General features: G+C 38.5%; 25 protein-coding genes. 1 reads left to right on the top strand and 24 read right to left on the bottom strand.

Going from position 1 to position 24144, the window contains the following annotated elements:
* Window positions 1-21 precede the first annotated feature (21 nt).
* From BTO21_RS02850 to BTO21_RS02830, 5 genes are all read right to left on the bottom strand, one after another.
* Window positions 22-825, bottom strand: coding sequence for an MIP/aquaporin family protein (locus tag BTO21_RS02850; protein WP_045026676.1), 804 nt, complete (start codon window positions 823-825; stop codon window positions 22-24).
* A 180-nt stretch (window positions 826-1005) separates the two neighbouring features.
* On the bottom strand, window positions 1006-2094 hold the full coding sequence (locus tag BTO21_RS02845) for a glycerol dehydrogenase (RefSeq protein ID WP_105026681.1): 1089 nt from the start codon (window positions 2092-2094) through the stop codon (window positions 1006-1008).
* Between the two features lie 222 nt (window positions 2095-2316).
* Entirely contained in the window at window positions 2317-3516 is a 1200-nt protein-coding gene (locus tag BTO21_RS02840; RefSeq protein WP_045026680.1) for an L-lactate MFS transporter, read from the bottom strand.
* A 189-nt stretch (window positions 3517-3705) separates the two neighbouring features.
* On the bottom strand, window positions 3706-4437 hold the full coding sequence (locus BTO21_RS02835) for a LytR/AlgR family response regulator transcription factor (protein ID WP_045026681.1): 732 nt from the start codon (window positions 4435-4437) through the stop codon (window positions 3706-3708).
* A gap of 4 nt (window positions 4438-4441) precedes the next feature.
* Window positions 4442-6094 carry a LytS/YhcK type 5TM receptor domain-containing protein gene (locus BTO21_RS02830; protein ID WP_045026683.1) on the bottom strand — a complete coding sequence of 551 codons (1653 nt, stop codon included), beginning with the start codon at window positions 6092-6094 and terminating at the stop codon, window positions 4442-4444.
* A gap of 281 nt (window positions 6095-6375) precedes the next feature.
* Between BTO21_RS02830 and BTO21_RS02825 the strand changes: the two genes are divergently transcribed.
* Window positions 6376-6951 carry a UPF0149 family protein gene (locus BTO21_RS02825; protein WP_045026684.1) on the top strand — a complete coding sequence of 192 codons (576 nt, stop codon included), beginning with the start codon at window positions 6376-6378 and terminating at the stop codon, window positions 6949-6951.
* A 100-nt stretch (window positions 6952-7051) separates the two neighbouring features.
* Here BTO21_RS02825 and nadA read toward each other — a convergent pair whose 3' ends face one another.
* The 19 genes from nadA to aspS all read right to left on the bottom strand — a co-directional run bounded on the left by nadA (window position 7052) and on the right by aspS (window position 24116).
* Complete coding sequence (nadA, locus tag BTO21_RS02820) at window positions 7052-8113, bottom strand: quinolinate synthase NadA (RefSeq protein ID WP_045026686.1); 1062 nt, start codon at window positions 8111-8113, stop codon at window positions 7052-7054.
* 379 nt (window positions 8114-8492) lie between these two features.
* Entirely contained in the window at window positions 8493-8858 is a 366-nt protein-coding gene (locus BTO21_RS02815) for a hypothetical protein (protein WP_045026687.1), read from the bottom strand.
* Window positions 8859-8879: 21 nt separating this feature from the next.
* On the bottom strand, window positions 8880-9200 hold the full coding sequence (locus BTO21_RS02810; protein WP_045026689.1) for a hypothetical protein: 321 nt from the start codon (window positions 9198-9200) through the stop codon (window positions 8880-8882).
* A gap of 16 nt (window positions 9201-9216) precedes the next feature.
* Window positions 9217-9543 carry a hypothetical protein gene (locus BTO21_RS02805; protein WP_045026691.1) on the bottom strand — a complete coding sequence of 109 codons (327 nt, stop codon included), beginning with the start codon at window positions 9541-9543 and terminating at the stop codon, window positions 9217-9219.
* 225 nt (window positions 9544-9768) lie between these two features.
* The gene (ybgF, locus tag BTO21_RS02800) at window positions 9769-10500 is read right to left on the bottom strand and encodes a tol-pal system protein YbgF (RefSeq protein ID WP_045026692.1); all 732 of its coding nucleotides are present in this window, start codon (window positions 10498-10500) and stop codon (window positions 9769-9771) included.
* Between the two features lie 21 nt (window positions 10501-10521).
* Window positions 10522-11070: a peptidoglycan-associated lipoprotein Pal gene (gene pal, locus BTO21_RS02795; RefSeq protein WP_045026694.1), complete on the bottom strand. Its 549-nt coding sequence runs from the start codon at window positions 11068-11070 to the stop codon at window positions 10522-10524.
* 66 nt (window positions 11071-11136) lie between these two features.
* Complete coding sequence (tolB, locus tag BTO21_RS02790; protein ID WP_045026696.1) at window positions 11137-12459, bottom strand: Tol-Pal system beta propeller repeat protein TolB; 1323 nt, start codon at window positions 12457-12459, stop codon at window positions 11137-11139.
* Between the two features lie 82 nt (window positions 12460-12541).
* On the bottom strand, window positions 12542-13729 hold the full coding sequence (gene tolA, locus BTO21_RS02785) for a cell envelope integrity protein TolA (protein WP_105026680.1): 1188 nt from the start codon (window positions 13727-13729) through the stop codon (window positions 12542-12544).
* A gap of 3 nt (window positions 13730-13732) precedes the next feature.
* Complete coding sequence (gene tolR, locus BTO21_RS02780) at window positions 13733-14185, bottom strand: protein TolR (protein ID WP_045026699.1); 453 nt, start codon at window positions 14183-14185, stop codon at window positions 13733-13735.
* 6 nt (window positions 14186-14191) lie between these two features.
* On the bottom strand, window positions 14192-14878 hold the full coding sequence (tolQ, locus tag BTO21_RS02775; protein ID WP_045026700.1) for a protein TolQ: 687 nt from the start codon (window positions 14876-14878) through the stop codon (window positions 14192-14194).
* Window positions 14879-15283, bottom strand: coding sequence for a tol-pal system-associated acyl-CoA thioesterase (gene ybgC, locus BTO21_RS02770; protein ID WP_045026702.1), 405 nt, complete (start codon window positions 15281-15283; stop codon window positions 14879-14881).
* A 248-nt stretch (window positions 15284-15531) separates the two neighbouring features.
* A complete protein-coding gene (locus BTO21_RS02765) occupies window positions 15532-15834 on the bottom strand; it encodes a cyd operon YbgE family protein (RefSeq protein ID WP_045026704.1) in 303 nt (100 codons plus the stop codon).
* Window positions 15827-15934, bottom strand: coding sequence for a cytochrome bd-I oxidase subunit CydX (gene cydX / locus BTO21_RS02760; protein ID WP_036795409.1), 108 nt, complete (start codon window positions 15932-15934; stop codon window positions 15827-15829). The genes BTO21_RS02765 and cydX overlap by 8 nt, the downstream gene beginning before the upstream one ends.
* A 14-nt stretch (window positions 15935-15948) precedes the next feature.
* A complete protein-coding gene (cydB, locus tag BTO21_RS02755) occupies window positions 15949-17085 on the bottom strand; it encodes a cytochrome d ubiquinol oxidase subunit II (protein ID WP_045026706.1) in 1137 nt (378 codons plus the stop codon).
* A gap of 18 nt (window positions 17086-17103) precedes the next feature.
* On the bottom strand, window positions 17104-18690 hold the full coding sequence (gene cydA, locus BTO21_RS02750; RefSeq protein ID WP_045026707.1) for a cytochrome ubiquinol oxidase subunit I: 1587 nt from the start codon (window positions 18688-18690) through the stop codon (window positions 17104-17106).
* A 1004-nt stretch (window positions 18691-19694) separates the two neighbouring features.
* Window positions 19695-20711: a Holliday junction branch migration DNA helicase RuvB gene (ruvB, locus tag BTO21_RS02745; protein WP_045026709.1), complete on the bottom strand. Its 1017-nt coding sequence runs from the start codon at window positions 20709-20711 to the stop codon at window positions 19695-19697.
* 27 nt (window positions 20712-20738) lie between these two features.
* Window positions 20739-21362, bottom strand: coding sequence for a Holliday junction branch migration protein RuvA (ruvA, locus tag BTO21_RS02740; RefSeq protein ID WP_045026710.1), 624 nt, complete (start codon window positions 21360-21362; stop codon window positions 20739-20741).
* Between the two features lie 217 nt (window positions 21363-21579).
* The gene (gene ruvC, locus BTO21_RS02735) at window positions 21580-22101 is read right to left on the bottom strand and encodes a crossover junction endodeoxyribonuclease RuvC (RefSeq protein WP_045026712.1); all 522 of its coding nucleotides are present in this window, start codon (window positions 22099-22101) and stop codon (window positions 21580-21582) included.
* Between the two features lie 233 nt (window positions 22102-22334).
* Window positions 22335-24116 (bottom strand): aspartate--tRNA ligase, encoded by a 1782-nt coding sequence (aspS, locus tag BTO21_RS02730; RefSeq protein WP_045026713.1) that lies wholly within the window; start codon window positions 24114-24116, stop codon window positions 22335-22337.
* Between the last annotated feature and the right edge of the window lie 28 nt (window positions 24117-24144).

The following is a 24144-nucleotide window of genomic DNA, read 5'->3' as shown; positions in this document are numbered from 1 at the left end:
TTTACAGCTAAAACATCATTTTTATGCTACTTTTATCTCTGATAAGTAAGACGTCGCAATACGTGAATATAACCATGCGCCACACAAAGCACCGATGATAGGAGCAATTAATGGCACGAGGAAATAAGGAATATCTCTACCGCCTGTAAACGTTACCCAATCCCACCCAGCAAAAAATGTAAACAATTTAGGTCCAAAATCTCTAGCAGGGTTCATCGCAAAACCTGTTAATGGCCCGACAGATCCACCAATGATCGCCACAACTAATCCAATCAACAATGGCGACATTGCCCCATTAACAACACCATTGCTATCATCAGTTATTGCTAAAATAGAGAACATTAATATTGCGGTAATAACTAATTCAATAATAAAAGCACATTGTACGGATAATAATGGTTGAGCGTACGTTGAAAAAATAGATGCTGTATCAAGCCCTGATAAATCACTTCGCATAATATGATGGGTTATTTCATAATTATTGAGCAAACTACCGTAAATACCATAAATGACAGCAGCAGCAAAAAACGCACCGCCTAATTGTGCCAATATATAAGGCAGAATTTTCTTTTTCTCAAAGTGATTAAATGTTGCAAGTGCTATAGTAACAGCAGGATTTAAATGAGCGCCAGATATACCAGCGGTACAATAAATCGCTATAGCCACACCTAATCCCCATATAATACTGATTTCCCACTGGCTAAATGTGGCTCCAGCAAGTTTTAATGCTGCAACACTACCAACACCAAAGAAAACTAATAAAGCCGTACCTATAAACTCAGCAATGCTTTCTTTTACAATTCTATTTTTAATATTCATTGACATATTACACCAAAATTTAATTATTTTTATTTATGTGAACTATTCTATTACTCCAACAATTACATAGATAAAAACGATTAAATAAATAAAAGGAAAATACAACTAAGGTTATATTTAAAAGTTGGTATTGATGTATCAAATAACGCCCCTACTTATTAATTAAATATAAGCAGAGGCATACTATTATTTTTTTAAACCTAAAGTGTGTGCAGTAAGTATCGCTGAAACAACAGCTTCAGGTGTCACTGTAAACGGCATATTATGGATAGTCTCACCTTCAGCACAAGCTGCAATAGCGACATCCATCAGCTTATTAAGGTCAATTTCTTTTACACCTAAATCAAATAAGTTAGTCGGTAAACCTACTTGATAACAAAAATTCAGAACCGTATTAATTTCTTCTAATGATGCATTTTCTAATGCTAATTGAACTAATGTACCAAAAGCGACTTTTTCACCATGGAATAGATGATGCGCTTCTTCTAGCTGAGTCAAACCATTATGAATAGCATGTGCAGCCGCTAAACCACTACTCTCAAAACCAATACCACTTAAATACGTATTTGCTTCAATAATATTCATTACAGCTTTAGAAGGTAAATTATTTTCTACTGCAATTTTTGCTTTTAAACCATCAGCTAGTAATGTTTCATAACATAATTTAGCTAGTGCTTGTGCTGATAATGTCGGTGCGCCGCCAGCCATTGTTGGTTTACCTGAAGCCGCATTTGCACGAGCTTCAAAATACGTCGATAAAGCATCACCCATGCCAGCAACTAATAATCGTACCGGTGCTTTTGCAATGATCGTGGTATCCATAATAACCATGGTTGGGTTAGTTGGGATCATTAGGTACTGATCAAATTGACCTGTAGGAGTATAAAGAACCGCTAATGCACTTGTTGGTGCATCAGTCGAGGCAATTGTTGGCACAACAACAACTGGAATTTTCTTATAGAAACCAATAGCTTTTGCCGTATCTAATGTTTTACCGCCACCAATACCAATAATGACATCATTATGATCATCATCAATCTTAACTTGTAAGCGGTCAATTTCTTGTCGTGAACATTCACCACCAAATAATTCCATTGAAAACTGCATATTCGCTTCAATAAAACTATGAGCCGCGGTTTCACCCACTAATCCTGTTACAAAGTCATCAGCAATAACCATTGGATTTTTACCATACGGTTTTACATAACCAGCAATCGCTGCAATCGCATTTTCGCCTTGTACATACTTACTTGGGCTAATAATAATCTTATCCATAAATATAACACCTTATTCTGTTAATTATTTTTTATATTATTTAAAAATCTATAAGGTATTTTTAATTATTTTTACAATTGACACTAGCCCATTAACTGGCAATTGATTATTACCACCACGCAACAATCATACCTAATAGGCGTTATATGTTACTTTTCAGGTATAAAAAAACCCAAACTTCCAAAGCTTGGGTTTTTATAACTGGTCTATTCTTAGAATAATTTATGCTATTTTTTGCTTGGGTAAAATCGGTAATTTAATCGTTAGTGCAATAATTAATGAAACAATTAATAACACAAACATTAAATAAAATGTCGCGATAAAACCACCGAAAATAGACGCGACAATTGAGCCAATAAAACTACCGATACCAAAACCTAAATAAATAATACCGTAATTTTTGGTGAGATTATTTAAACCAAAGAAGTCACTGACTAATGACGGGAATACAGTAATAGTGCCACCAAAACTAAAGGCAATACAGGCGATAGCGACATAGAAACTCATCATACTTTGGTGAGCAAACAATAATGCACATACGCCAACTAAACAGACAACTAATGCAATCGCGATAACCTTAGTACGCGCAATTTTATCTGATAGTACGCCAAGCACTAAACGTCCGCCCAAGTTAGCCACTGCAATAATAGCCACACCAGAAGCTGCAACGTCTAATGACAGATGAACAAAGCCTTGACCGATATCTTTAGCGACACCGATAACATATAAACCGCTCATACAAACCGTTAAGAACACTAAAGCCAACATCCAAAACTGTGGGCATTTCATTGATTGTGAAAGGCTAAAATCACGCACTTCAGCAGCAGATTCTGTGGCAGATACTTGTTGTTTAGGTGCATCTTTCATCATTAAGCCACCAATGATAACCATGACCATTGCAATAATGCCCCAATAATCAAAAGTGCTTTCTAAGCCATTATGTTCAAGGAAATACATATTAATATATTTAAACCCTAAGCTACCTAAACCATAAGCACCTATTGCACAGGCCGAAATTAAGCCTTTGCGCTCAGGGAAAAATTTAACGCAATTAGATAGTGTCATGAGATAGCCCGTACCATCAGCAAAGCCAATTAATAAGCCAGCAAAAATATATAAAAGCCAAATATTAGTCGCATGTGCCGTAAGTAATAAGCTTGCGCCAAGTAAAACGCCAGCCCCTAAAGTAACATTACGTACTCCAAAGCGTTCCTGCATTTTACCGGCCATTGATGACGCGACGGCTAAAGCCAAACTCATGATCCCAAAAGAAAAAGCAACACGACTTACAGGCTCTGATAACTTACCCGCGAGTTGAGCATTAAATAAACTCCAGGTATAAACTGAACCTAAAGCAAACTGAGTAATGATAGTGCCCAATAACGTAAAATAACGGCTACGACTGGTAATTTGAGTGGTCATGGTTATGCCCTCTTACGGTAAAATATTCAAGGTAACATTGCACGTTCCTTGCTGCTGTTCACCAAAATACGACAATAACCATAGATAACAAGAGGGTAATAAAACAATAAAATCAGCGGTCATGTATAAGGTATAAAGTGCAATATAGCGGCATGAAATACATCATAGCCGCAAATAACATATCACTACTTACAGTTGCATGAGAATACGAAAAGCTTTTAAATTACTGCGGCTAACAGGGATATGTTGCTCAACATTCGTCAATTTTATCATGTAGGTACTATTGACCCACGGAATGATCTCTTTAACGTTATTAATATTAATACAATAAGAACGATGACACCGGAAAAAATCACTACTCGGCAATCGCTGCATTAATTCACTAATCGTAATAGGCGCAACAAAACAGCCTTCAGCCGTATAAACATGGGTCACTTTTTCATTGGCGATAGCACAACAAATATCACTGATAGCAGTAACATGAATACGATTATTCTGTATTAAGTTAATACTATTACCGCGTATATTCGTCGTCGACTGCGGTAATACTTGCTCTTGAGCACGCGTCTGTAGTTTCGTTAAGAGTCCCATCACCCGCTGCTCATTAAGCGGTTTCAGTAAATAATCAACGGCTTCTAATTCAAACGCTTCTACCGCATATTCTTTATAAGCCGTGGTAAATACAATTTGAGGCTTATGCAAAAACTGAGCTATATTACGCGCTAATAACATCCCATCAATGGAGGGAATATTAATATCTAAAAAGACAATATCGACCTTATTGGATTGTAGGAATTTAAAGGCATCTAAACCATCATCAAAGGCGGCTACGATATTAATCGTGCTATATTTTTCAATTAAATAAGTTAATTCTTCACGCGCTAAATATTCATCTTCCACGATCAAAGCATTTAATCTCATGATCCTAATCCTGATCTTTTATAAAAAACTGCATTATCGTTCCTTGTTCAAGACGACGAATATGCAATCCATCGCCGTACAATAATAATAGCCGCTGATGGACATTATTGAGCCCGATACGATGGGAATCTATTTTACCTTGGTATAATTTATCTATCATTTGTTGATCAATGCCAACGCCAGTATCTGTAATAGTAATTACCACATCATCAACACCCTTTTTAACCGAAATAAGCACTTTTCCAGGTATACGTGATGGCTGAATACCATGCAAAATAGCATTTTCAACTAATGGCTGAATTAATAAACATGGTACACAAGGATGAACATCATCAATATCAAATACCACCTCAAGTTTTGATCCAAACCGCGCTTGTTCAATAGCAACATAATCTCTAACTTGTTGGATTTCTTCTTGAATATCAATTAATTCAACATCACGTTCTAAGTTGTAACGCAAAAAATCAGCTAAATTAGCAATCAATTGTCGAGCATCATCAGGACGAATACGAATTAACGTCGAAATAGCATTAAGGGCATTAAATAAAAAATGGGGGTTTATTTTACTTTGCAGTGCTGAAAATTCGGCTTTTGTTGCCATTTGCTTTAACTGTTCAATTCGCGACACTTCCATCTGAGTTGAGATGATTTGTGATAACCCAATCGCCATTTCACGTAATGACATTCGAATATGATCTGGCTGGCAGTAAAATATTTTAAGCGTGCCGCTGACCTCGCCATTTTCCCATAATGGAATAATAAGCAATGAATGGAAATTATGTACATTGAGGTTATTACTAATAATTTGTTCACCACTTTCTACTGCTTGACGCGTCATTTTACTGATTTGATGGTGAGCATCCAAAAACTGTTCTTCTCCGCAGCCGACATAAGCACGCACATCTTGAGTATTGGTTATTGCAACTGCATCTGCGTCGGTATAAAACCGAATAATACTACACACTTTTTGCAGAGCATGACGAGTATTAATTCTAAAATAAGGTAACGTCTTATTGGCGATATCAAGGGCTAACTTTGCTTGCTGGGCTGCAATAAGATCCTTTTCTTCATCAAGATCTTGCACCAATTTAATAATTAACCCGATAGATAGCGTACCCACTATCATTGGAAAGCTAATATGTGAAACAATATTATAAGCCTGTACTTTGTTATCAGATAGCACCACAATCAATACCATTGTTAGCATTTCGCAGCACATTCCAGCTAGAATACCTAATTGAGCATAATTCTTTTTAATACAGCGACAGTGGATCCATGTTGCTAATAATCCGGCAAAAACACTGGTAATTAAACATGCAACAGATGTTGGGCCATCAACATCAATTAAATAACGGTGAATACCAGCAATAATACCAGCAGGAATACCAACCCACGGACCAAAAATAATACCGCCAGATAACACCGCAATAATACGTACATTTACTAAAGATCCATCGACATTTAAACCTGTATAAGTACTAAATACAGCAAATAAAATAAACAATGACGAGATCATTGCCGTTTCAACCGGACGCCGATGGGTTTTCTTTACAATGGATTGAAACAATTGCGTACGCGTTAATAAAAATAATGTCATTAACATCAATGCCGCTCGTTCAAATACGGCTAATAACATCATTAATTGTTCACTATACATTGCTTAACCTTGAGTAAAATTACATTATTAAAGAATATATCTGCTAATCAATTGAAGATTATGTTATTAGTGAGGCCATGATGTTTTAATTAAAATCAAAAATAAGTAATTTAATCTCTACAAAGGTATTTTGTTCACCTTTTAAAACACAAGACGACAAATATATTTGACCATTACTAGGTTGTTATCAAGAGGCTGTTACAATAGTGGTCTAAAGTTCAGCTATGCATGTATAGTTAATGCACCTGAACACTGAATCATACTTAACCTGAGATTGTTTTATGCCTTCACACCTAAGCACTATTTTGCAAAACTCTCAACTAGCAGATCAATTGCTATCTGAATCACAAACTCGCGGCTTTGTAACTGCAATGGCAGCAGCACCGCACCTTATTGATCCGACTGAATGGTTAGCATTTATGTGGGGTGGCGAAGAAACATCACCTTTCGCTAGTCATGATGACTTAGAAACTTATGCAAAAGCAATCATTGAAATTTGGAATGAAGCCCGCGCTGCATTATTTGAAAGTACTTGGCAATGGCCTGAAGGCTGCGCTTTAGATAACAGCCAAATTGTTACCGACTCAACCAGCAGCTTTTGCGAAGGTATGTTACAAGGATGGCAATTAGCGAGTGATGATTGGGAAACAATTATGCCGTCAGATAGTGAAGATAACGCGTTACTTGGCGGTGTATTATTATCTTTTAGCTTATTATTTGATCCTGAAACGGCATTAGAAGCGTTAAAAGAACAAAATGCCGATGCTCTAGCGCAATTTGAAGAAATCTTTAATGCCATTCCAGTTATGTTATGTGGTCTAACACAACGCGGCGCACAATTAGTCGCAGCTCAGTAATATTCCACCTAAAACACGACTAAAAAAGGCGAGTTGATCATTTAACTAATACTAGTTTTAAATCAACCCGCCTTTTCGTTTTTATTAAGTAAGTAACTACTTACGCATTACCTTTGACTTTTAACTGTAATTCAGCGGCAAAGTTTAACATTCGATTTAATGGAATGAGCGATTTCACACGTACCGCTTCATCAACAAAAATTTCATGTTGCTGGCCACCTTCAGCTAAGGCTGTATAAATAGCTTTTAAACCATTCATTGCCATCCACGGACAATGTGCACAACTGCGACATGTTGCACCAGCACCTGCGGTCGGCGCTTCAATTAATTCTTTGTCTGGTACCATTTGTTGCATCTTAAAGAAAATGCCTTTATCAGTAGCCACAATTAATTTTTGTTGCGGTAGTGCTAATGCTGCTTTAATTAATTGGCTTGTTGAACCAACAGCATCGGCTAATGCGACCACACTTGCTGGCGACTCTGGATGTACCAAAATAGCAGCATCTGGATAAAGATTTTTCATCTGTTTTAGTGCCAGCGCTGAAAACTCATCATGCACAATACACTCGCCCTGCCACAGCAACATTTCTGCGCCAGTTTGTTTTTGAATATAACCACCTAGGTGACGATCTGGCCCCCAAATGATTTTATGTCCTTCACTGTCAAGGTGATCAATAATTTCTAAAGCGATACTGGATGTGACCACCCAATCAGCGCGTGCTTTAACAGCGGCGGATGTATTCGCATAAACCACCACAGTATGATCAGGATGCTGATCACAAAACTCAGTAAATGCATCAACAGGACAACCAAGATCTAACGAGCATTCAGCCTCTAATGTTGGCATCAACACTGTTTTTTCAGGGGTTAATATTTTTGCAGATTCGCCCATAAATCGCACCCCGCAAACAATTAACGTTGTTGCTGAGTGTTGATTACCAAATCGGGCCATTTCAAGTGAGTCACCAACAAATCCCCCCGTCGCTTCAGCTAGGGCCTGAATTTCCGGATCGGTATAATAGTGGGCAATCAGTACCGCATTATTGTTATTTAACAGTTGCTTGATTTTTGTAATATAAACCTGCTTTTCATTATCCGATAATACGGCAGGCTTAGGTGGAAATGGATAGATCATTTCCGATGGATCAAATGCAATATTCATTATTCATTTGCTCGTCAGCATTCCTTACATGTTTGGTTATTATACGCATGAATTTCTAAATTTCATCATTAACCCACCAACATTCAAACAGCACAAAACTTCACAAATAAACGCTAAAAAGCGATATTAATTACCTAAAAGGTCTATATAAAAATAAAAATATATTTTTTTATTTTGAGAATCCTCTGAGAACATCTCAGAAAAAATATTATTGACGCTGATCACAGTTTTAAAACGTCACATATCAAATAATAGGTTATCGCTTTTGAAGCAAAGATTTAACTACCTGTAGAAGAGGTGAGACATTGATGGATGTCTATAACTTTCATCTAAACTAGCCCTTACGGCATATAATTATAATTTAAGCCGAAAGCCTTTCTCATTTGAGAAAGGCTTTATTTTTAAAGGTCAGGCTATCTTTGCTAACAGAAAAGAACGTATTAATAATCTCTTTGGGTAAATGTGTATTACTCAACACTTTAACAATATTTACATTTTGACCAAAAAAAACATTAGCTTCAAGATCAGCAACTGAAATAGGTCTATCCGTATGCTGAAAAATGTATTTTATGAATCGATAGTTACCGCTACCATCACGTACTGAAATAACTTTCTTACCATCACAAAATAGGGTTTTTGTTTTATCATCAAAATGTAATTGTTGCTCCTTTTCATCAAAAGAGATCAATAAATAGATATAAGAAACAACTGTCATGACACAAAAAAAGATAAGCATAACAATCATAAAGAGATCCATTTATCTTACCTATTGAACCAATTTACAAATTTTAGAAATATTCTTTGCAGTAACCCAATGACGAAGTTGCTGACGATCACTTTGACATAATGTAGCAATTGAACCCGTTTGTGCTGTCCAGCCCTCTTGCTTCCATAACATTACTTTAGCTAAAACCGCGGCTTCTGAATCCGTATTATGTAATGATTGCTCAATAATATTAAACGCATTCGCCCCTGCCATTTTAGTAGCGTAATTATGGTTCATTGTAGTGCCATAAATAAATACGCCACCAGTAATCCAACCAGACAAAGCCAATAACACTAAGAATACCGACATTAATTTATTCATAAAATAACCTCGGTAATTATATACGTAAGCGACAGATTGTTACGATGGCTGAATCAGACAGAATTTGCTTCAATTTATCACGGTCATTATCACAAATAGTAGTTACAGATCCTGTTTGAGCTGTCCACCCTTTTGCAAACCAATCTTGTACTTGTGCAACAATTTCTGGATCTGTCTTTGTATCTTGTAATGATTGAGACACAATGTTGTAAGCATTCTCTGTAATCTTATCATTGATAAAATCACGATCATTACTTAAATGTGTAAACATTAAATAAGCAGCAAATAGCCAACCTGAAATTGAGATCAATGAGTAACATAATATTTTTTTTTTACTTAACAAAATAACTCCAACTATCCATAGTAGTAACATTATAAAGAGTAACAATAGTTACTCATTTCACAGAATCGAATAATACCAAAAAAAACAATAATTTCCATGATAGTTTACATTTTTGATAAATCTATTTTTAACAATATAAAAAGAGAAAAATCATCACTAATGTCAAATAGAAAACATAAAAAAACCCACATAAATGCAGGTTTTAAATAGCTTAAAACAATCGTTTTAGTGCTTTGATAAATTTGCTAATGCAGACTGTGCTTGCTTAGCACTGGTTGAGTTAGGGTAACCTTTTACTACTGTAGTGTAATAAGACATCGCTTTAACAGTATCAGTACCTCGCTCTGCAATCATACCAAGCTTTAATAAAGCATCAGCACGCTTACTAGAATCTTTAATACTTGCAACCACCTCAAAATTCTTTGCTGCTTGTGCTAAGTCATTTTGAGCAAAATGAAGTTGTCCTAACCAATAACTCGCATTAGGTTTATAAACAGAATTAGGGTAAGTGGTTAAGAATGACTCAAAGGCTTGAGTTGCACCTTGATAGTCTTTCTTTTTCAAGATTAAATTTACCGCATTTTGATAAGCATCATTTTCACTCATATCTTTTGAATATGCTTCTTCTGATGCTGCTGCTATTGCCTTTTTAGCGACTGGCGCGGCTTTTACTGGCTGGCGACTAAGTTGGTCAACATCATTATATAACTGACGCTGACGCTCTTTCATTTGCTTAATATCGTAGCTATTACGTTCGACTTTGCCACGAATATTATCAATATCAGCCGACATTTGATCTAACTGACGTTGAACCTGTAATTGCGATTGCCCTTGTGCTTCAAGCATACGCTCTAACGTTTGTAAATTAGCTGCTGAAGCAGGCTCAGCGACCACCTGAGTCGCTGCACCAACCAGCAACACTAATGCAAATTGACGCATTATTTTGTTACTGTTCATAATCATTAACCTAAGTTTTAATTAGTATACGATCACTGCACGACGATTTTTCGCGTAATCAGCATCAGTATGTCCAAACAATAATGGTTTTTCTTCGCCATAGCTTACAATCGACATTTGATTAGCGGGAACACCTAATGCCTGAAGGTATTGAGACACGGCAGTTGCACGACGCTCACCTAACGCAATATTATATTCAGGCGTACCACGTTCATCAGCATGGCCTTGAACAACAACCTTTACATTTGGGTTATTTCGTAAATATTCTGCGTGTGCTTCTAACATTTTTTGATATTCAGGTTGGATTTCTGCATTATCAAATTTAAAGAAAACAGTTTGTTGTTCTTGACGCAACTTTTGCATTTGTTGTTCATGCAATTGTTGCTCTGTCATCGCACCACCTTGATCAACAGGTGTAGATATAGTTGTTTGACCAGCACCGCCACCAATACCACCATTCTGGTTTTGAGAACCAGCTGAACTGCCAGTACTGTCTGTTGAACTACATGCAGCCAATGTCATCATTGGTAACGCAATCGCTAAGCCTTTTAAAATTCGGTTAAGTTGCATCTATTTTTCATCCTTTATCATTCAGTAATACCCATTATTTGAGTATGTTATTGTTCTATAATCCTATTATAGGAATGGACCCCAAGCAGGTGCTCGTACACGTTTACTTGTCGATGGTAAACGCGCTTGGAATCGACCATCAATAGATACCAATGACAATTCATAGCCATTCTTTTGTGCTGAGCTATAAATAATCATACTGCCGTTAGGCGCAATACTTGGCGATTCAGCTAACTGTGCTTTTGTTAAAATCTGAACAGCACCACTTTTTAAATCTTGCTTGGCGATGTTGTAACCACTATCTGAACGGTTCACCATCACTAAGAAACGGCCATCAGGGGTAATTTGAGCCCCCATATTTTGACTACCTTGCCATGTTACACGCTGTGTATCACCTGTGGCTAAATCAAGATGGTAAATTTGTGGGCGACCACCACGATCTGATGTGAAATACATTGATTTACCATCAGGCGTCCAAACTTCTTCGGTATTATTGGCACGGCCATGCGTTATTTGACGTAACTGTTTCGTTTTCAGATCTTTAATATAGATCTGTAAACTGCCCGTCTTAGATAACACCATTGCTAATTTTGTGCCGTCTGGTGAAAATTGTGGTGAACCATTATGACGCGGATAATTAGCAATAAGCTCACGCGTACCTTTATAAATATTCAGCACAAAAATTTCTGCTTTGCCATTTTCAAAACTGACATAAGCGAGCTTACTGCCATCAGGTGACCAAGCTGGTGACATTAACGGTTGTTTTGACTTTAAAACGACACGTTCGTTGTAACCGTCATAATCGGCCACACGTAATTGATACGGAAACTCAGCTCCTTGATTATCATCCACATAAGCGATACGGGTTAAAAATGCACCACGTTCCCCAGTCAGTTTTTGATAAATCATATCTGAGATTCGATGCGCATACTGACGCATACGATTAGGTTTGACTACCGCACGATTATTTAACAGTAAGTAATCACTTGCTGTACCTTGCGAGTCACTATTTAGTTTACCTTTAACTATATCAACCAGTTGATAATCAATAACATAATTACCCTCTGCATTTTGAGTAATACTGCCTGTCACTAGCGCATCTACGCCTAATTTTGTCCATGCGCTGTAATTAATTTGGCTTTCATTATAAGGACGTTGCGGTAACTTATTATTTGCGATTGGGCTAAATTTACCGCTTCGTTGTAAGTCAGAAGCAATAACGGCTGAAATATCGGTAGGTAATTTATTTGGACCTTGCCACTCAAAAGGTACTATTCCAATTGGACGGGCGGAATCAACACCATCAGTGATGACCAAATCAAGTGCGGCATGTGCAAATTGGCTAACGCTTAGTAAGGCAAAAAATACACCTATCATCCAACGTTTCATCAATCGCTCCTTATAGTTACGAAAGCCACAACTGCTGTTGTGGCAAAAAATAAAGTCAGTATTTACAAGCTCTACGAATAATCTACGGACTAACGGTTAAGTTAATCACACGTAATTGCTTAACTACATCAGGGTTATCTGGCATCGGAAATTCACTTACTTGTAATACTGCTGATTTAGCAGCTCGACAAAGGGTGTCATTTCCGGCTAACTGTGAAACATTCAGTACTAAACCATTAGCAGACAAACGCAATGTTAGCTTACATTGTTGACCTTTTAGGCTTTGATCAACCAATAAATTTTGTTGAATCATTTGCTTATAGATAGTGCCATAGCGGGCAACTTCATCAGCAATATGCTTACCTTTAGCACCACCGCGTTGAACATTCTCAGCCTCTAACCCCGAAAACATATCATTTAATGCCGCATCTTGTTTCGCTTGAGCATCGGCTTTCGCTTTAGCGTCTGCCTTCGCTTTAGCGTCTGCCTTCGCTTTAGCGTCTGCCTTCGCTTTAGCGTCTGCCTTCGCTTTGGCATCTGCCTTCGCTTTAGCGTCTGCCTTCGCTTTAACGTCTACCTTCGCTTTAGCGTCTGCCTTCGCTTTGGCAGCCGCCTTTACTTGAGCATCAACCTTTGCTTGAGCATCGGCTTTCGCTTTAGCAGCCGCCTTTACTTGAGCATCAACCTTCGCTTGAGCATCGGCTTTCGCTTTAGCAGCCGCCTTTGCTTGAGCATCAACCTTCGCTTGAGCATCGGCTTTCGCTTTTGCATCCGCCTTTACTTGAGCATCCGCCTTTACTTGAGCATCAACCTTCGCTTGAGCTTCTGCCTTGGCTTTAGCGTCCGCCTTCGCTTTAGCGTCTACCTTTGCTTGAGCATCGGCTTTTGCTTTAGCTTCTGCTACTTGTTGTTGCTGCAATTGACGCTGCTTTTCGGCTTCGCGGGTCGCTTTTTCCGCGGTTAGCTTATCTTCTTTTAATTGCCGTATCCGCTCAGCTTCTGCTTTGCGTTGTTTTTCAAGTACGGCTGTTTGTTGCTCAAGGCGATCTTGACGTGCTTGTTCGGCATCTTTAGCTGCTTGGCGTTGTTGACGAATTTGTTGAGCTTGTTGATTTAACATCGCCGGATCAACCATTGTGGCTTGAATGGTATTTCCTACCGATTGTTTGTGATCAAAACTAAAGTCAGCCCCCCATAATAACAACATAATAAATAACGCGTGAATGGACACCGATATAACGACAGACTTCGAATAATTACTCTTTTTCATGCCTCAATTTCCGGGTTTATCTAACGGATCGGTCATCAAACCAACAGATCCTACCCCAGCATGACTCAGTGCATCTAAGGTTTCGACAATATTCGCGTAAGGTGTACGTCCATCTCCACCAACCATCACTAAGGTTTTTGGATCACTAGCAAGTTCAGCTTTGACTCTAGCAATGAGTTCATCAAGACTCAACCCGTGTACCATATCGGCGTTATCAATACTTACCCCTAAGTTACCATCTTTATCAACTTCAACAATGATCGGTGGGGTATCATTTTCTTTATTTAATTGTGCGACAGTTTCAGCTGTTTGTGTTTTAGGTAAATCAACATCTACTCCTTGGTTTACAAACGGTGCTGTCACCATAAAAATAATCAATAAAACTAACATCACATCGATATAAGGTACGACGTTAATTTCAGCCGTCATTTTGCGTTTCTTCGGTTGATAAGCCATTGCTTATTACTCCTGATTCGCTGCAAATGCCTGACGGTGTAAAATACTTGAAAACTCTTCCATAAAGGTTGCGTAAGTATGTTCAAGTTTAGTCACTTTATTGGTAAGGCGGTTATAAAACATTACCGCAGGGATCGCAGCAAAAAGACCCATCGCCGTTGCGACTAATGCTTCTGCAATACCTGGTGCAACCATGGCTAATGTTGCTTGTTTTACAGCACCTAATGCAATAAATGCAGTCATGATGCCCCATACCGTACCAAAAAGACCGATATAAGGACTGATTGAACCAACGGTTGCAAGAAACGGTAAGTTAGTTTCTAGTTCATCGACTTCTTTTGATAATGAAACTCGCATAGCACGCCCTGTACCTTCCATTACCGCTTCTGGCACTCGACCATTGCTGCTATGTAAGCGTGCAAACTCTTTAAAACCTGAATAAAAAATACGTTCTGAACCTGACAATTCGTCTTTACGTTGTTGAACTTCTTGATACAGTTGTGAAAGGTCAACACCTGACCAGAATCGATCTTCAAATTGAACGGCATTGCGTTCAGCACTTTTTAAAACTTGTGAGCGTTTAATGATCATTGCCCACGAAGCAATCGACATGCCAAGCAAAATAAGCATAACCAGCTTTACCAACAAACTTGCTTGTAAAAAAAGGTCTAAAATGGTTAATTCTGAGTTCACTTAATCTATCTCCGGCTTTAATTGTGTAGGTAACGCTATCGGTTTCATAATGGTTGGATTAATACAGGCAATTTTTACAACTGCACGGCAAAAAACCACATCATCGTCATTAACCAGTTCTTGATTAAATTCTATTGATGCATTACGTACATTTTGAATAGTCGTGTTAACAACGAGCTGATCATCGAGCTTGGCACCGCGAATAAAATCAACATTCATACTACGTACAACAAAACTCATATTATCAGCAAATAATTGTTGCTGATTTAGACCAATATAACGCAGTAACTCTGTTCGTGCTCGCTCAAAAAATTTCAAGTAATTGGCGTGATATACCACTCCACCGACATCAGTGTCTTCATAATAAATGGTAATTGGCCATTTAAAAATATCTTGTTCTTTCATTAGGTACCCATAACTGTCATGCCTACACGGTGCTAACAATCGTGTTTGGTGTACTACTATACCCTAACTCATCGAGTGATAGTTACCGTGAAGTAAATAGATAATGCATTTAACAAAAAAATGAAATTTGTCAGTAGTTTCTGACAATTAAATTACAATTCTGTTCAGTTATCATGCATTAAAAATCACACATAAAAAAAGCCTGTTCCATAAAGGAAACAGGCTTTTTAGGTTCTATAGATTAAGCGTTATAAAAAACGTAACCCAAGAATATACAATAATACAGGCAGTGCGATATAAGGTGTAAAGAACACCTGAAAATACCACCGACGAGGAACAAAACCCATACCAAACACCATCGCGCTACAGGTTGCCCAAATCATCAGCGGCGCTAATCCCGCACTGAATCCACCAATATCTTCGGCAAATTGTCGAGGCTCCCACATTAATAACCCAGTAACAGTCAACGCCATTACTATTGCTAATAATTTAAGCGGTAACACACTCAATGGTGCATGAATTAACTTAACCGCACTATCTATTTTACTCACTGTCTTTATCCATGTTTTCGGTCGTTTCAAGCCATAATGCATTGACAATACCGAAAGAACAAGCCAGTAGAACACCTAGAATCCAAGCGAAATACCACATAGTTCGTCTACTCCTTAGTACAGTGACGTCTTGTTGTCTTCGATATATTTCGTATCAAGACGACCAAACATTTTGTAATAACACCATGAGGTGTAAGCCAAGATCACTGGCACCATAACAAATGCTACCACTGTCATAATCTGCAATGTGTATTCAGATGACGTTGAATCCCAAAGAGTCAAACTTACATTTGGATCTAAGCTTGATGGCATAATGAATGGGAATGTTGCAAAACCAAACGTTAATACCACACCAACAACTGTTAAGCTTGAGAACAAGAATGCAAAACCACCACGATCAGCACGTGAACATAATGCTGTTAGTAATGGCATAACGACCGCAAGAACCGGTGCAATCCACAAGATAGGATAGTTGTTATAGTTAATGAACAACGCGCCTACTTGACGAACAACTTCTTTGGTTAATGGATCTGACGCTGCATTAGGTAATACTTGCGATGTGATCACATAGCCGTTGATACCTTGAGAAACAAAGCCTGCAATAATAAACACTACAGCCATTAATACCGAAGAGATGACGGCAACATTACGTGCACGTGCATGAATAGCATCGGTTGTTTTCAACTGTAAGAACGCTGCACCTTGAGTAATGATCATGAGTACACTCACAACACCACACAATAAAGCAAACGGATTTAATAACCCAAAGAATGATCCTTTGTAGCTGGTCATCATAAATTCGTTTACTTCAAATGGTACGCCTTGCATAAGGTTACCAAAAGCAACACCAAAAATAAGTGGCGGTACAAAGCTACCAACAAAGATCGCTTTATCCCACAAATTACGCCATTTAGTATCGGGTAACTTAGAACGGTAATCGAAACCTAACGGACGTAACCAAAGTGACGCTAACGTTAGAATCATTGCCACGTAAAAACCAGAGAATACAGTTGCGTACACTAATGGCCATGCCGCAAACAATGCACCACCAGCGGTGATCAACCAAACTTGGTTACCATCCCAGTGTGGTGCAATTGAGTTAATCATTACACGACGTTCGTTATCTGTCTTACCAATAAAAGGTGACAGCATACCTACGCCCATATCAAAACCATCAGTGATAGCAAAACCGATGCACAATACACCAATTAATATCCACCAAATGACTCGCAAACTTTCATAATCAAACATTATTCAGTCTCTCCCTGCTTACACTTCAACCTGACGTGAAACCACATCTTGTGCCGTATCTTTTTGTTCAAAATGATAACGGCCTGTCTTCAAGCTACTTGGACCTAAACGTGCAAACTTAAGCATTAAGTACACTTCGGCAATCAAGAACAAGGTGTAAAGTCCGATTATCGCAGCTAATGAGAACCATAATTGTGATGGTTCAAGATTCGATGCAGCCATATGTACAGGTAAGATTTCACCAACAGCCCATGGCTGACGACCATATTCTGCAACAAACCAACCCGCTTCAATTGCAATCCACGGTAATGGAATACCAAACAATGCAGCTTTAAGTACCCACTTATTACCTGTGATTTTATGACGGCAAGACTGCACAAATGCTGCACCAATAATGGCAAACATTAAGAAACCAGCACCGACCATGATACGGAAGCTAAAGAATAACGGCCATACGCGAGGAATAGAATCATCAACGGCTTTTTGGATTTGTTCTGGCGTCGCATCAACAACTTTATCAGTATAAGGCTTCAATAATAAGCCATAACCTAAGTCACCTTTTACTTCATCAAATGCGGCGATATTAGCAGGCGTTCTTTCGCCATCACGCAGTTTCTCAAGTAATCCGTAGGCAACCATACCGTTACGAATGCGTACTTCATGTTGTTTCTTCAGATCACGAATACCCGTTACTTGTGTATCAAGTGAACGTGTCGCAATAATACCCATAAGGTACGGGATCTTAATCGCGTAATCTGTTTCCATCGTTTCTTGGTTAGGGAAACCAAACGCAGTAAATGCTGCAGGTGCAGGTTCGGTATGCCACTCTGCTTCAATTGCTGCTAGCTTAGTTTTCTGAACGTCACCTAATTCATAACCAGACTCATCACCCAGAATCATCACTGAAACAATAGATGCTAAACCAAATGCCGCTGCAATGGCGAATGAACGACGAGCAAAAGCAATATCACGTCCTTTAAGCATGTAATATGAACTTACGCCAAGAATAAACATCGCGCCACAGACATAGCCAGATGCAACAGTGTGAACAAATTTCACCTGAGCAACAGGGTTAAAGATAACTTCTGCAAAGCTCACCATTTCCATACGCATGGTTTCGTAATTGAAATCCGCGCCTACAGGGTTTTGCATCCAACCATTGGCAATGAGAATCCATAACGCTGAGAAGTTAGAACCTAACGCTACTAGCCATGTCACTGTAAGGTGTTGACGTTTTGATAGACGATCCCAGCCAAAAAAGAACATACCGACTAAAGTGGATTCGAGGAAAAACGCCATCAGTGCTTCGATGGCTAATGGCGCACCGAAGATATCACCAACATAGTGAGAATAATAAGCCCAGTTTGTACCAAACTGGAATTCCATGGATAGGCCAGTTGCCACACCCAATGCAAAGTTAATCGCGAAAAGCTTACCCCAGAACTTTGTCATGTCCTTGTAGATTTGCTTGCCGGTCATTACATAAACCGACTCCATGATGGCGAGCAAGAAAGCCATACCTAGAGTCAATGGAACGAACAAAAAGTGATACATCGCTGTTAAAGCGAACTGTAACCGCGATAGTTCGACGACATCAGTTAACATTGATAACTCCTTTTTTCACCAGGCTGACTGGTGAAGTACTACACAGTGTACCGATTATTGGGCTTAGCCAATCGTAGATAACAAACCGCAATATTGGTGATCTTCCTGATCGCATTTATAATGATAATAAATAGCGTCCATTCTATTTGTTGCAGCTTTGTACCAAAAATATTGCTTTTCTGTTATTCCACAGCTAATAAATTCAGATCTAATATTACAGATATCAGCAATAATCTTCAAAGTATTTATTAATAGTTTTTCTTTGATATTTATCAAATAAAGCGCCGCCCAGAGACTCCGACAGCTTAACATTTGATCTGTGTCAATAAACAGTTAATTTACTAGCGTGATGTGAGTATTTATATTTATTATATTTTTTATTCAGTCTTTTAAATTGACATATCACAATATAATCTATTTTCATTTATTCATAAAAAAATAGCCTGACAACTATCTTTTCGCTCGCCATGTATACCTAAAAAGCATTACTAAACAAATGATTACAAAAAAAAATTACGAACAACAAAGACGATAACAAGAATTATTAACAATAAAAGTTATTTTACAATCATCCATGAAAATAACCAACAAAAAATAAAATTCACTATATTACAGATAGTTAAATAGGTTATTGTTAATTTCTATTCGCTTTTTCAAAAAATACACTCAAATGATAATTTTGTATTAAATAAATTTTAATTATACACGTCTTTTTATTTAAATTATGGCATTGAAGAGGCAAAAAAATACTCACTACAAGTCAAAATGTAAACAAAACCAGCCATTAAATTAACAATAAAGATACCATCCAGAAGTCAGAAAATAATAATACGCCTTTATTTAAATTCATCTTGATGATAATCAACATGAATAATCGTAATGAATATTATTGCTATTACCATTCGTTGTTGATAACTATATTTATTCTTCAGCATCCATAAAAGATGGATATAAAAAAACGAGACACTGATTGTCTCGTTTTTATTGTTATCTTATCGTTATCATTATTTTGTTTGTGGTATATCAAGCCCAAAATGCAGATAAGCTCGGTGGGTCGCAATACGGCCTCGAGGTGTACGCTGTAAAAAACCTTGTTGGATTAAATAAGGTTCAAGTACATCTTCAATAGTGTCTTTTTCTTCACCGATTGCAGCAGCAAGGTTATCAAGCCCAACTGGACCGCCCATAAATTTATCAATAATCGCCATCAATAATTTACGATCCATATAATCAAAACCACTGCTATCTACATCAAGCATATCAAGTGCTTTATTGGCAATTTCAGGGCAAATATGACCATTACTTTTAACTTCAGCATAATCACGTACACGACGTAATAATCGGTTAGCAATACGCGGTGTACCACGAGCACGCATTGCCATTTCCATTGCCCCGCCCTCTTCGAGGGATAAACCAAGGTAGTTCGCACTACGGGATACGATATCTTTTAAATCGCCAACTTTGTAATACTCTAAGCGTTGAGTAATACCAAAACGATCTCGCAATGGTGACGTTAACGACCCAGCACGGGTTGTTGCCCCAATTAATGTAAATGGTGGTAAATCGATTTTGATCGAACGGGCAGCTGGTCCTTCACCAATCATAATATCTAATTGATAATCTTCCATCGCTGGATAAAGTATTTCTTCAACCTGCGGGCTTAAACGATGGATTTCATCAATAAATAATATATCGTTCTCTTCCAAATTCGTCAGCAATGCAGCAAGATCGCCCGCTTTTTCAAGCACAGGTCCTGATGTAGTACGAATGCTAACACCCATTTCATTCGCAACAATATTCGCTAATGTGGTTTTACCTAACCCTGGAGGACCAAAGATCAATAAGTGATCTAAAGCTTCGTTACGTAATCTTGCTGCTTGAATAAAAATCTCCATTTGATCACGAACATGATCTTGTCCCTGATAATCGTTCAGTAACTTAGGACGAATAGCACGATCAATAATCTCATCTTCACGAGGAGCCTCAAAATTACCAGAAACCAATCTATCGGCTTCAATCATAATAAATACCTATTACAGAGTGGGCGATTACACCATTGAACGCAGTGCATCACGAATCATCGCTTCACTGGTCATTTCAGGTTGAGCAACTTGTGCAACCACTTTAGCGGCTACTTGTGGTTTATAACCTAAAACAATTAATGCACTGACGGCTTCATCTTCAGCACGTGCTTGAGTCGCTGGATGTTGAATTGCAGCATTGGAAGCTGCGGTGTCTAGTGCCGCAGTAAATAAATCACCTTCCCCCCAACCTTTAAGACGATCTTTCATCTCAACCACTAATCGTTCAGCTGTTTTCTTACCAACACCGGGGATTTTCACTAATGTAGTAACATCTTCCAATTCTACGCTACGTACAAATTGACTTGCGGTCATTGCTGATAAAATTGCTAAGCCTAATTTTGGTCCAACGCCGTTCGCTTTAATCACTTCACGGAATAATTCACGCTCACTTTTTTTATTAAATCCATATAATAATTGTGCATCTTCACGCACTACAAAATGAGTAAAAATAATCGCTTCTTGGCCTACCTGTGGTAACTCATAGAAACAACTCATTGGCATCTGTACTTCATAACCAATGCCGCCCACTTCTAGTAGTACTTCTGGTGGCTGTTTTTCAATCACAATTCCGCGTAGTCGGCCAATCACAACATCATCTCTATAATAGGAAGTAAACTGGCACTAGAATAGTAAACTACTGGATCAATATCCAGCCCTTTATGTCTGATATTAATCAAACATAATTGAAATTGTTAGCATGATTACCGAAATGAAAATTCAGTCGATAAAAAAGCAGCCAAGGCTGCTTTGTATTACTCTTTTTATGACTATAGAGATAGTTGCCATAAGAGATGATATAGATTAATTAACGGTAACGCCCACGACGAACACTGGTCGCTTTTCCTGCCATTGCAATTAAACTTTTATGCGTATGAGCATGACAAATGGCAATCGCTAAGGCATCGGCAGCATCAGCTTGTGGTTTTCCTTCAAGCTTAAGCACCGAACATACCATATGCTGCACTTGCACTTTGTCTGCGCCACCATTACCAACAACAGCTTGTTTAATTAACCGCGCCGCATATTCACTAACGGGTAAATCTGCATTTACAGCTGCAACAATGGCACTGCCTCTTGCTTGTCCAAGCTTGATTGCAGAACTGGCATTTTTACCCATGAATACTTCTTCAATCGCAAAACAGTCGGGTTGAAATTGAGTAATAACCTCAGAAACCCCTGCATAAATCTGTTTTAAGCGACCAGGAATATCAGGGCATGATGTACGAATACACCCACTACCTAAATATTCTAATTTACGACCAACTTGTCGAATAACCCCGTATCCCGTAATACGCGAACCCGGGTCAATACCTAAAATAATAGACATGAATCCAATATTACCACTTGGCTAATATATCAATCTTCTGTTGCTGTTCGTTATCTTAACATGCTGATGTTTAACAGGAGCCTCAGCATCAACATTAATAACCACCCATAAACATTGATATAAACATAAAAATAAGCCGACCACTTATTGCTAAGGGTCGGCCTGTTATTAACTATCATTAATGACGCTTAATAATAGTTAAGATCGTAAAGTGGGTTAATTTAACAACTCACTTATTCTTGATCTATTTTCTTCTTTGCAATCTTAACGGCAATTGAAAGTTCTTCCAATGACGCTGGGTTTGCTAGGCTTGGCGCATCTGTCAATAGACAGGCTGCTGCTGTTGTTTTAGGGAACGCAATAACATCACGGATGTTATCAGTACCACAAAGAAGCATTACCAAACGGTCAAGACCAAATGCAAGACCTGCGTGTGGTGGCGTACCAAACTGTAGCGCGTCTAGTAAGAAACCAAACTTCAAACGTTGCTCTTCAGTAGAGATACCTAGAATATCAAATACTGTTGATTGCATTGCTGAATTGTGAATACGAACTGAACCACCGCCCACTTCATAACCATTGATAACCATATCGTATGCATTAGATAATGCATCAGCAGGGTTAGCCGCTAATTCTTCAGGTGTTAGGTTAAGAGGTGCTGTAAATGGGTGGTGCATTGCAGACAATGAACCATCTTCATTTTCTTCAAACATTGGGAAATCAACAACCCAAAGTGGTTTCCATGCAGACTTATCTGTTAGCGCTAGATCTTCACCCAGTTTAAGACGAAGTGCGCCCAGAGCTTCAGTGACAACACGCTTACTATCAGCACCAAAGAAAATGATATCGCCCGACTCTGCTTGAGTACGCTCAAGTAAAGTAGTCACAATTTCTTCGTTTAGGAACTTAGCCACTGGAGATTGAACACCCTCAATACCTGCAGCGCGATCGTTAACCTTCATCCATGCTAAGCCTTTAGCACCGTAAATGCCTACAAACTTAGTGTATTCATCAATTTGCTTACGGCTTAGAGATGCACCGCCAGGTACACGGATCACAGCAACGTGACCTTTAGGATCATTTGCTGGTGCTGAGAATACTTGGAATTCAACATCTTTAAGGATGTCTGCAACATCTACTAACTCTAGTGGGTTACGTAGATCGGGCTTATCAGAACCGAAACGACGAGCTGCTTCTTCAAATGACATAACAGGGAATGCACCAAGATCTACATTAAGCAGTTCTTGCCACATTTCTGTGATCATTTTTTCAGTTGTCGCACGTACTTGATCAGCAGACATGAACGATGTTTCGATATCGATTTGAGTAAATTCAGGCTGACGATCAGCACGTAAATCTTCATCGCGGAAACATTTAACGATTTGGTAATAACGGTCAAAACCAGACATCATTAGCAGCTGCTTAAATAGCTGTGGTGATTGTGGTAATGCGTAGAATTTACCCTTATGTACACGACTTGGTACTAAGTAGTCACGCGCACCTTCTGGTGTCGCTTTAGTTAGTACTGGTGTTTCGATATCAAGGAATGCGTTGTCATCAAGGAAACGACGTACAAAGCTAGATGCCTTAGCGCGTAGCTTGATGCGATCGCTCATTTCTGGACGACGAAGATCTAAATAACGGTATTTTAGACGTTGCTCTTCTGAGTTCTTTTGGTTGAAATCAAGTGGTAACGCTTCTGAACGGTTGATAATTTCAAGGCCAGTTGCATAAATTTCAATTTCACCTGTAGCCATGTCTTTATTGCATTGGCTTTCAGGACGCTCACGCACTTCACCCGTTAGACGAATACAAAACTCGTTACGTAATTGGTTAGCTAGGGTGAAGATCTCTGTCATATCAGGATCAATAACAACCTGAACCACACCTTCGCGATCACGCATATCAATAAAGATAAGACCGCCCAAATCACGGCGACGGTTAACCCAACCGCATAAATCTACTGTTTGTCCTGCAAGGGACTTATTTAGGTGTCCACAATAATGGGTGCGCATAAGAAATTCCCGATCTATATATTTAGCA

Source organism: Photobacterium phosphoreum, assembly GCF_002954725.1.
Classification (GTDB): Bacteria; Pseudomonadota; Gammaproteobacteria; order Enterobacterales; family Vibrionaceae; genus Photobacterium; species Photobacterium phosphoreum.
Note: the sequence above shows the minus strand (reverse complement) of the source record. Positions and strands in the feature narration are given on the sequence as shown.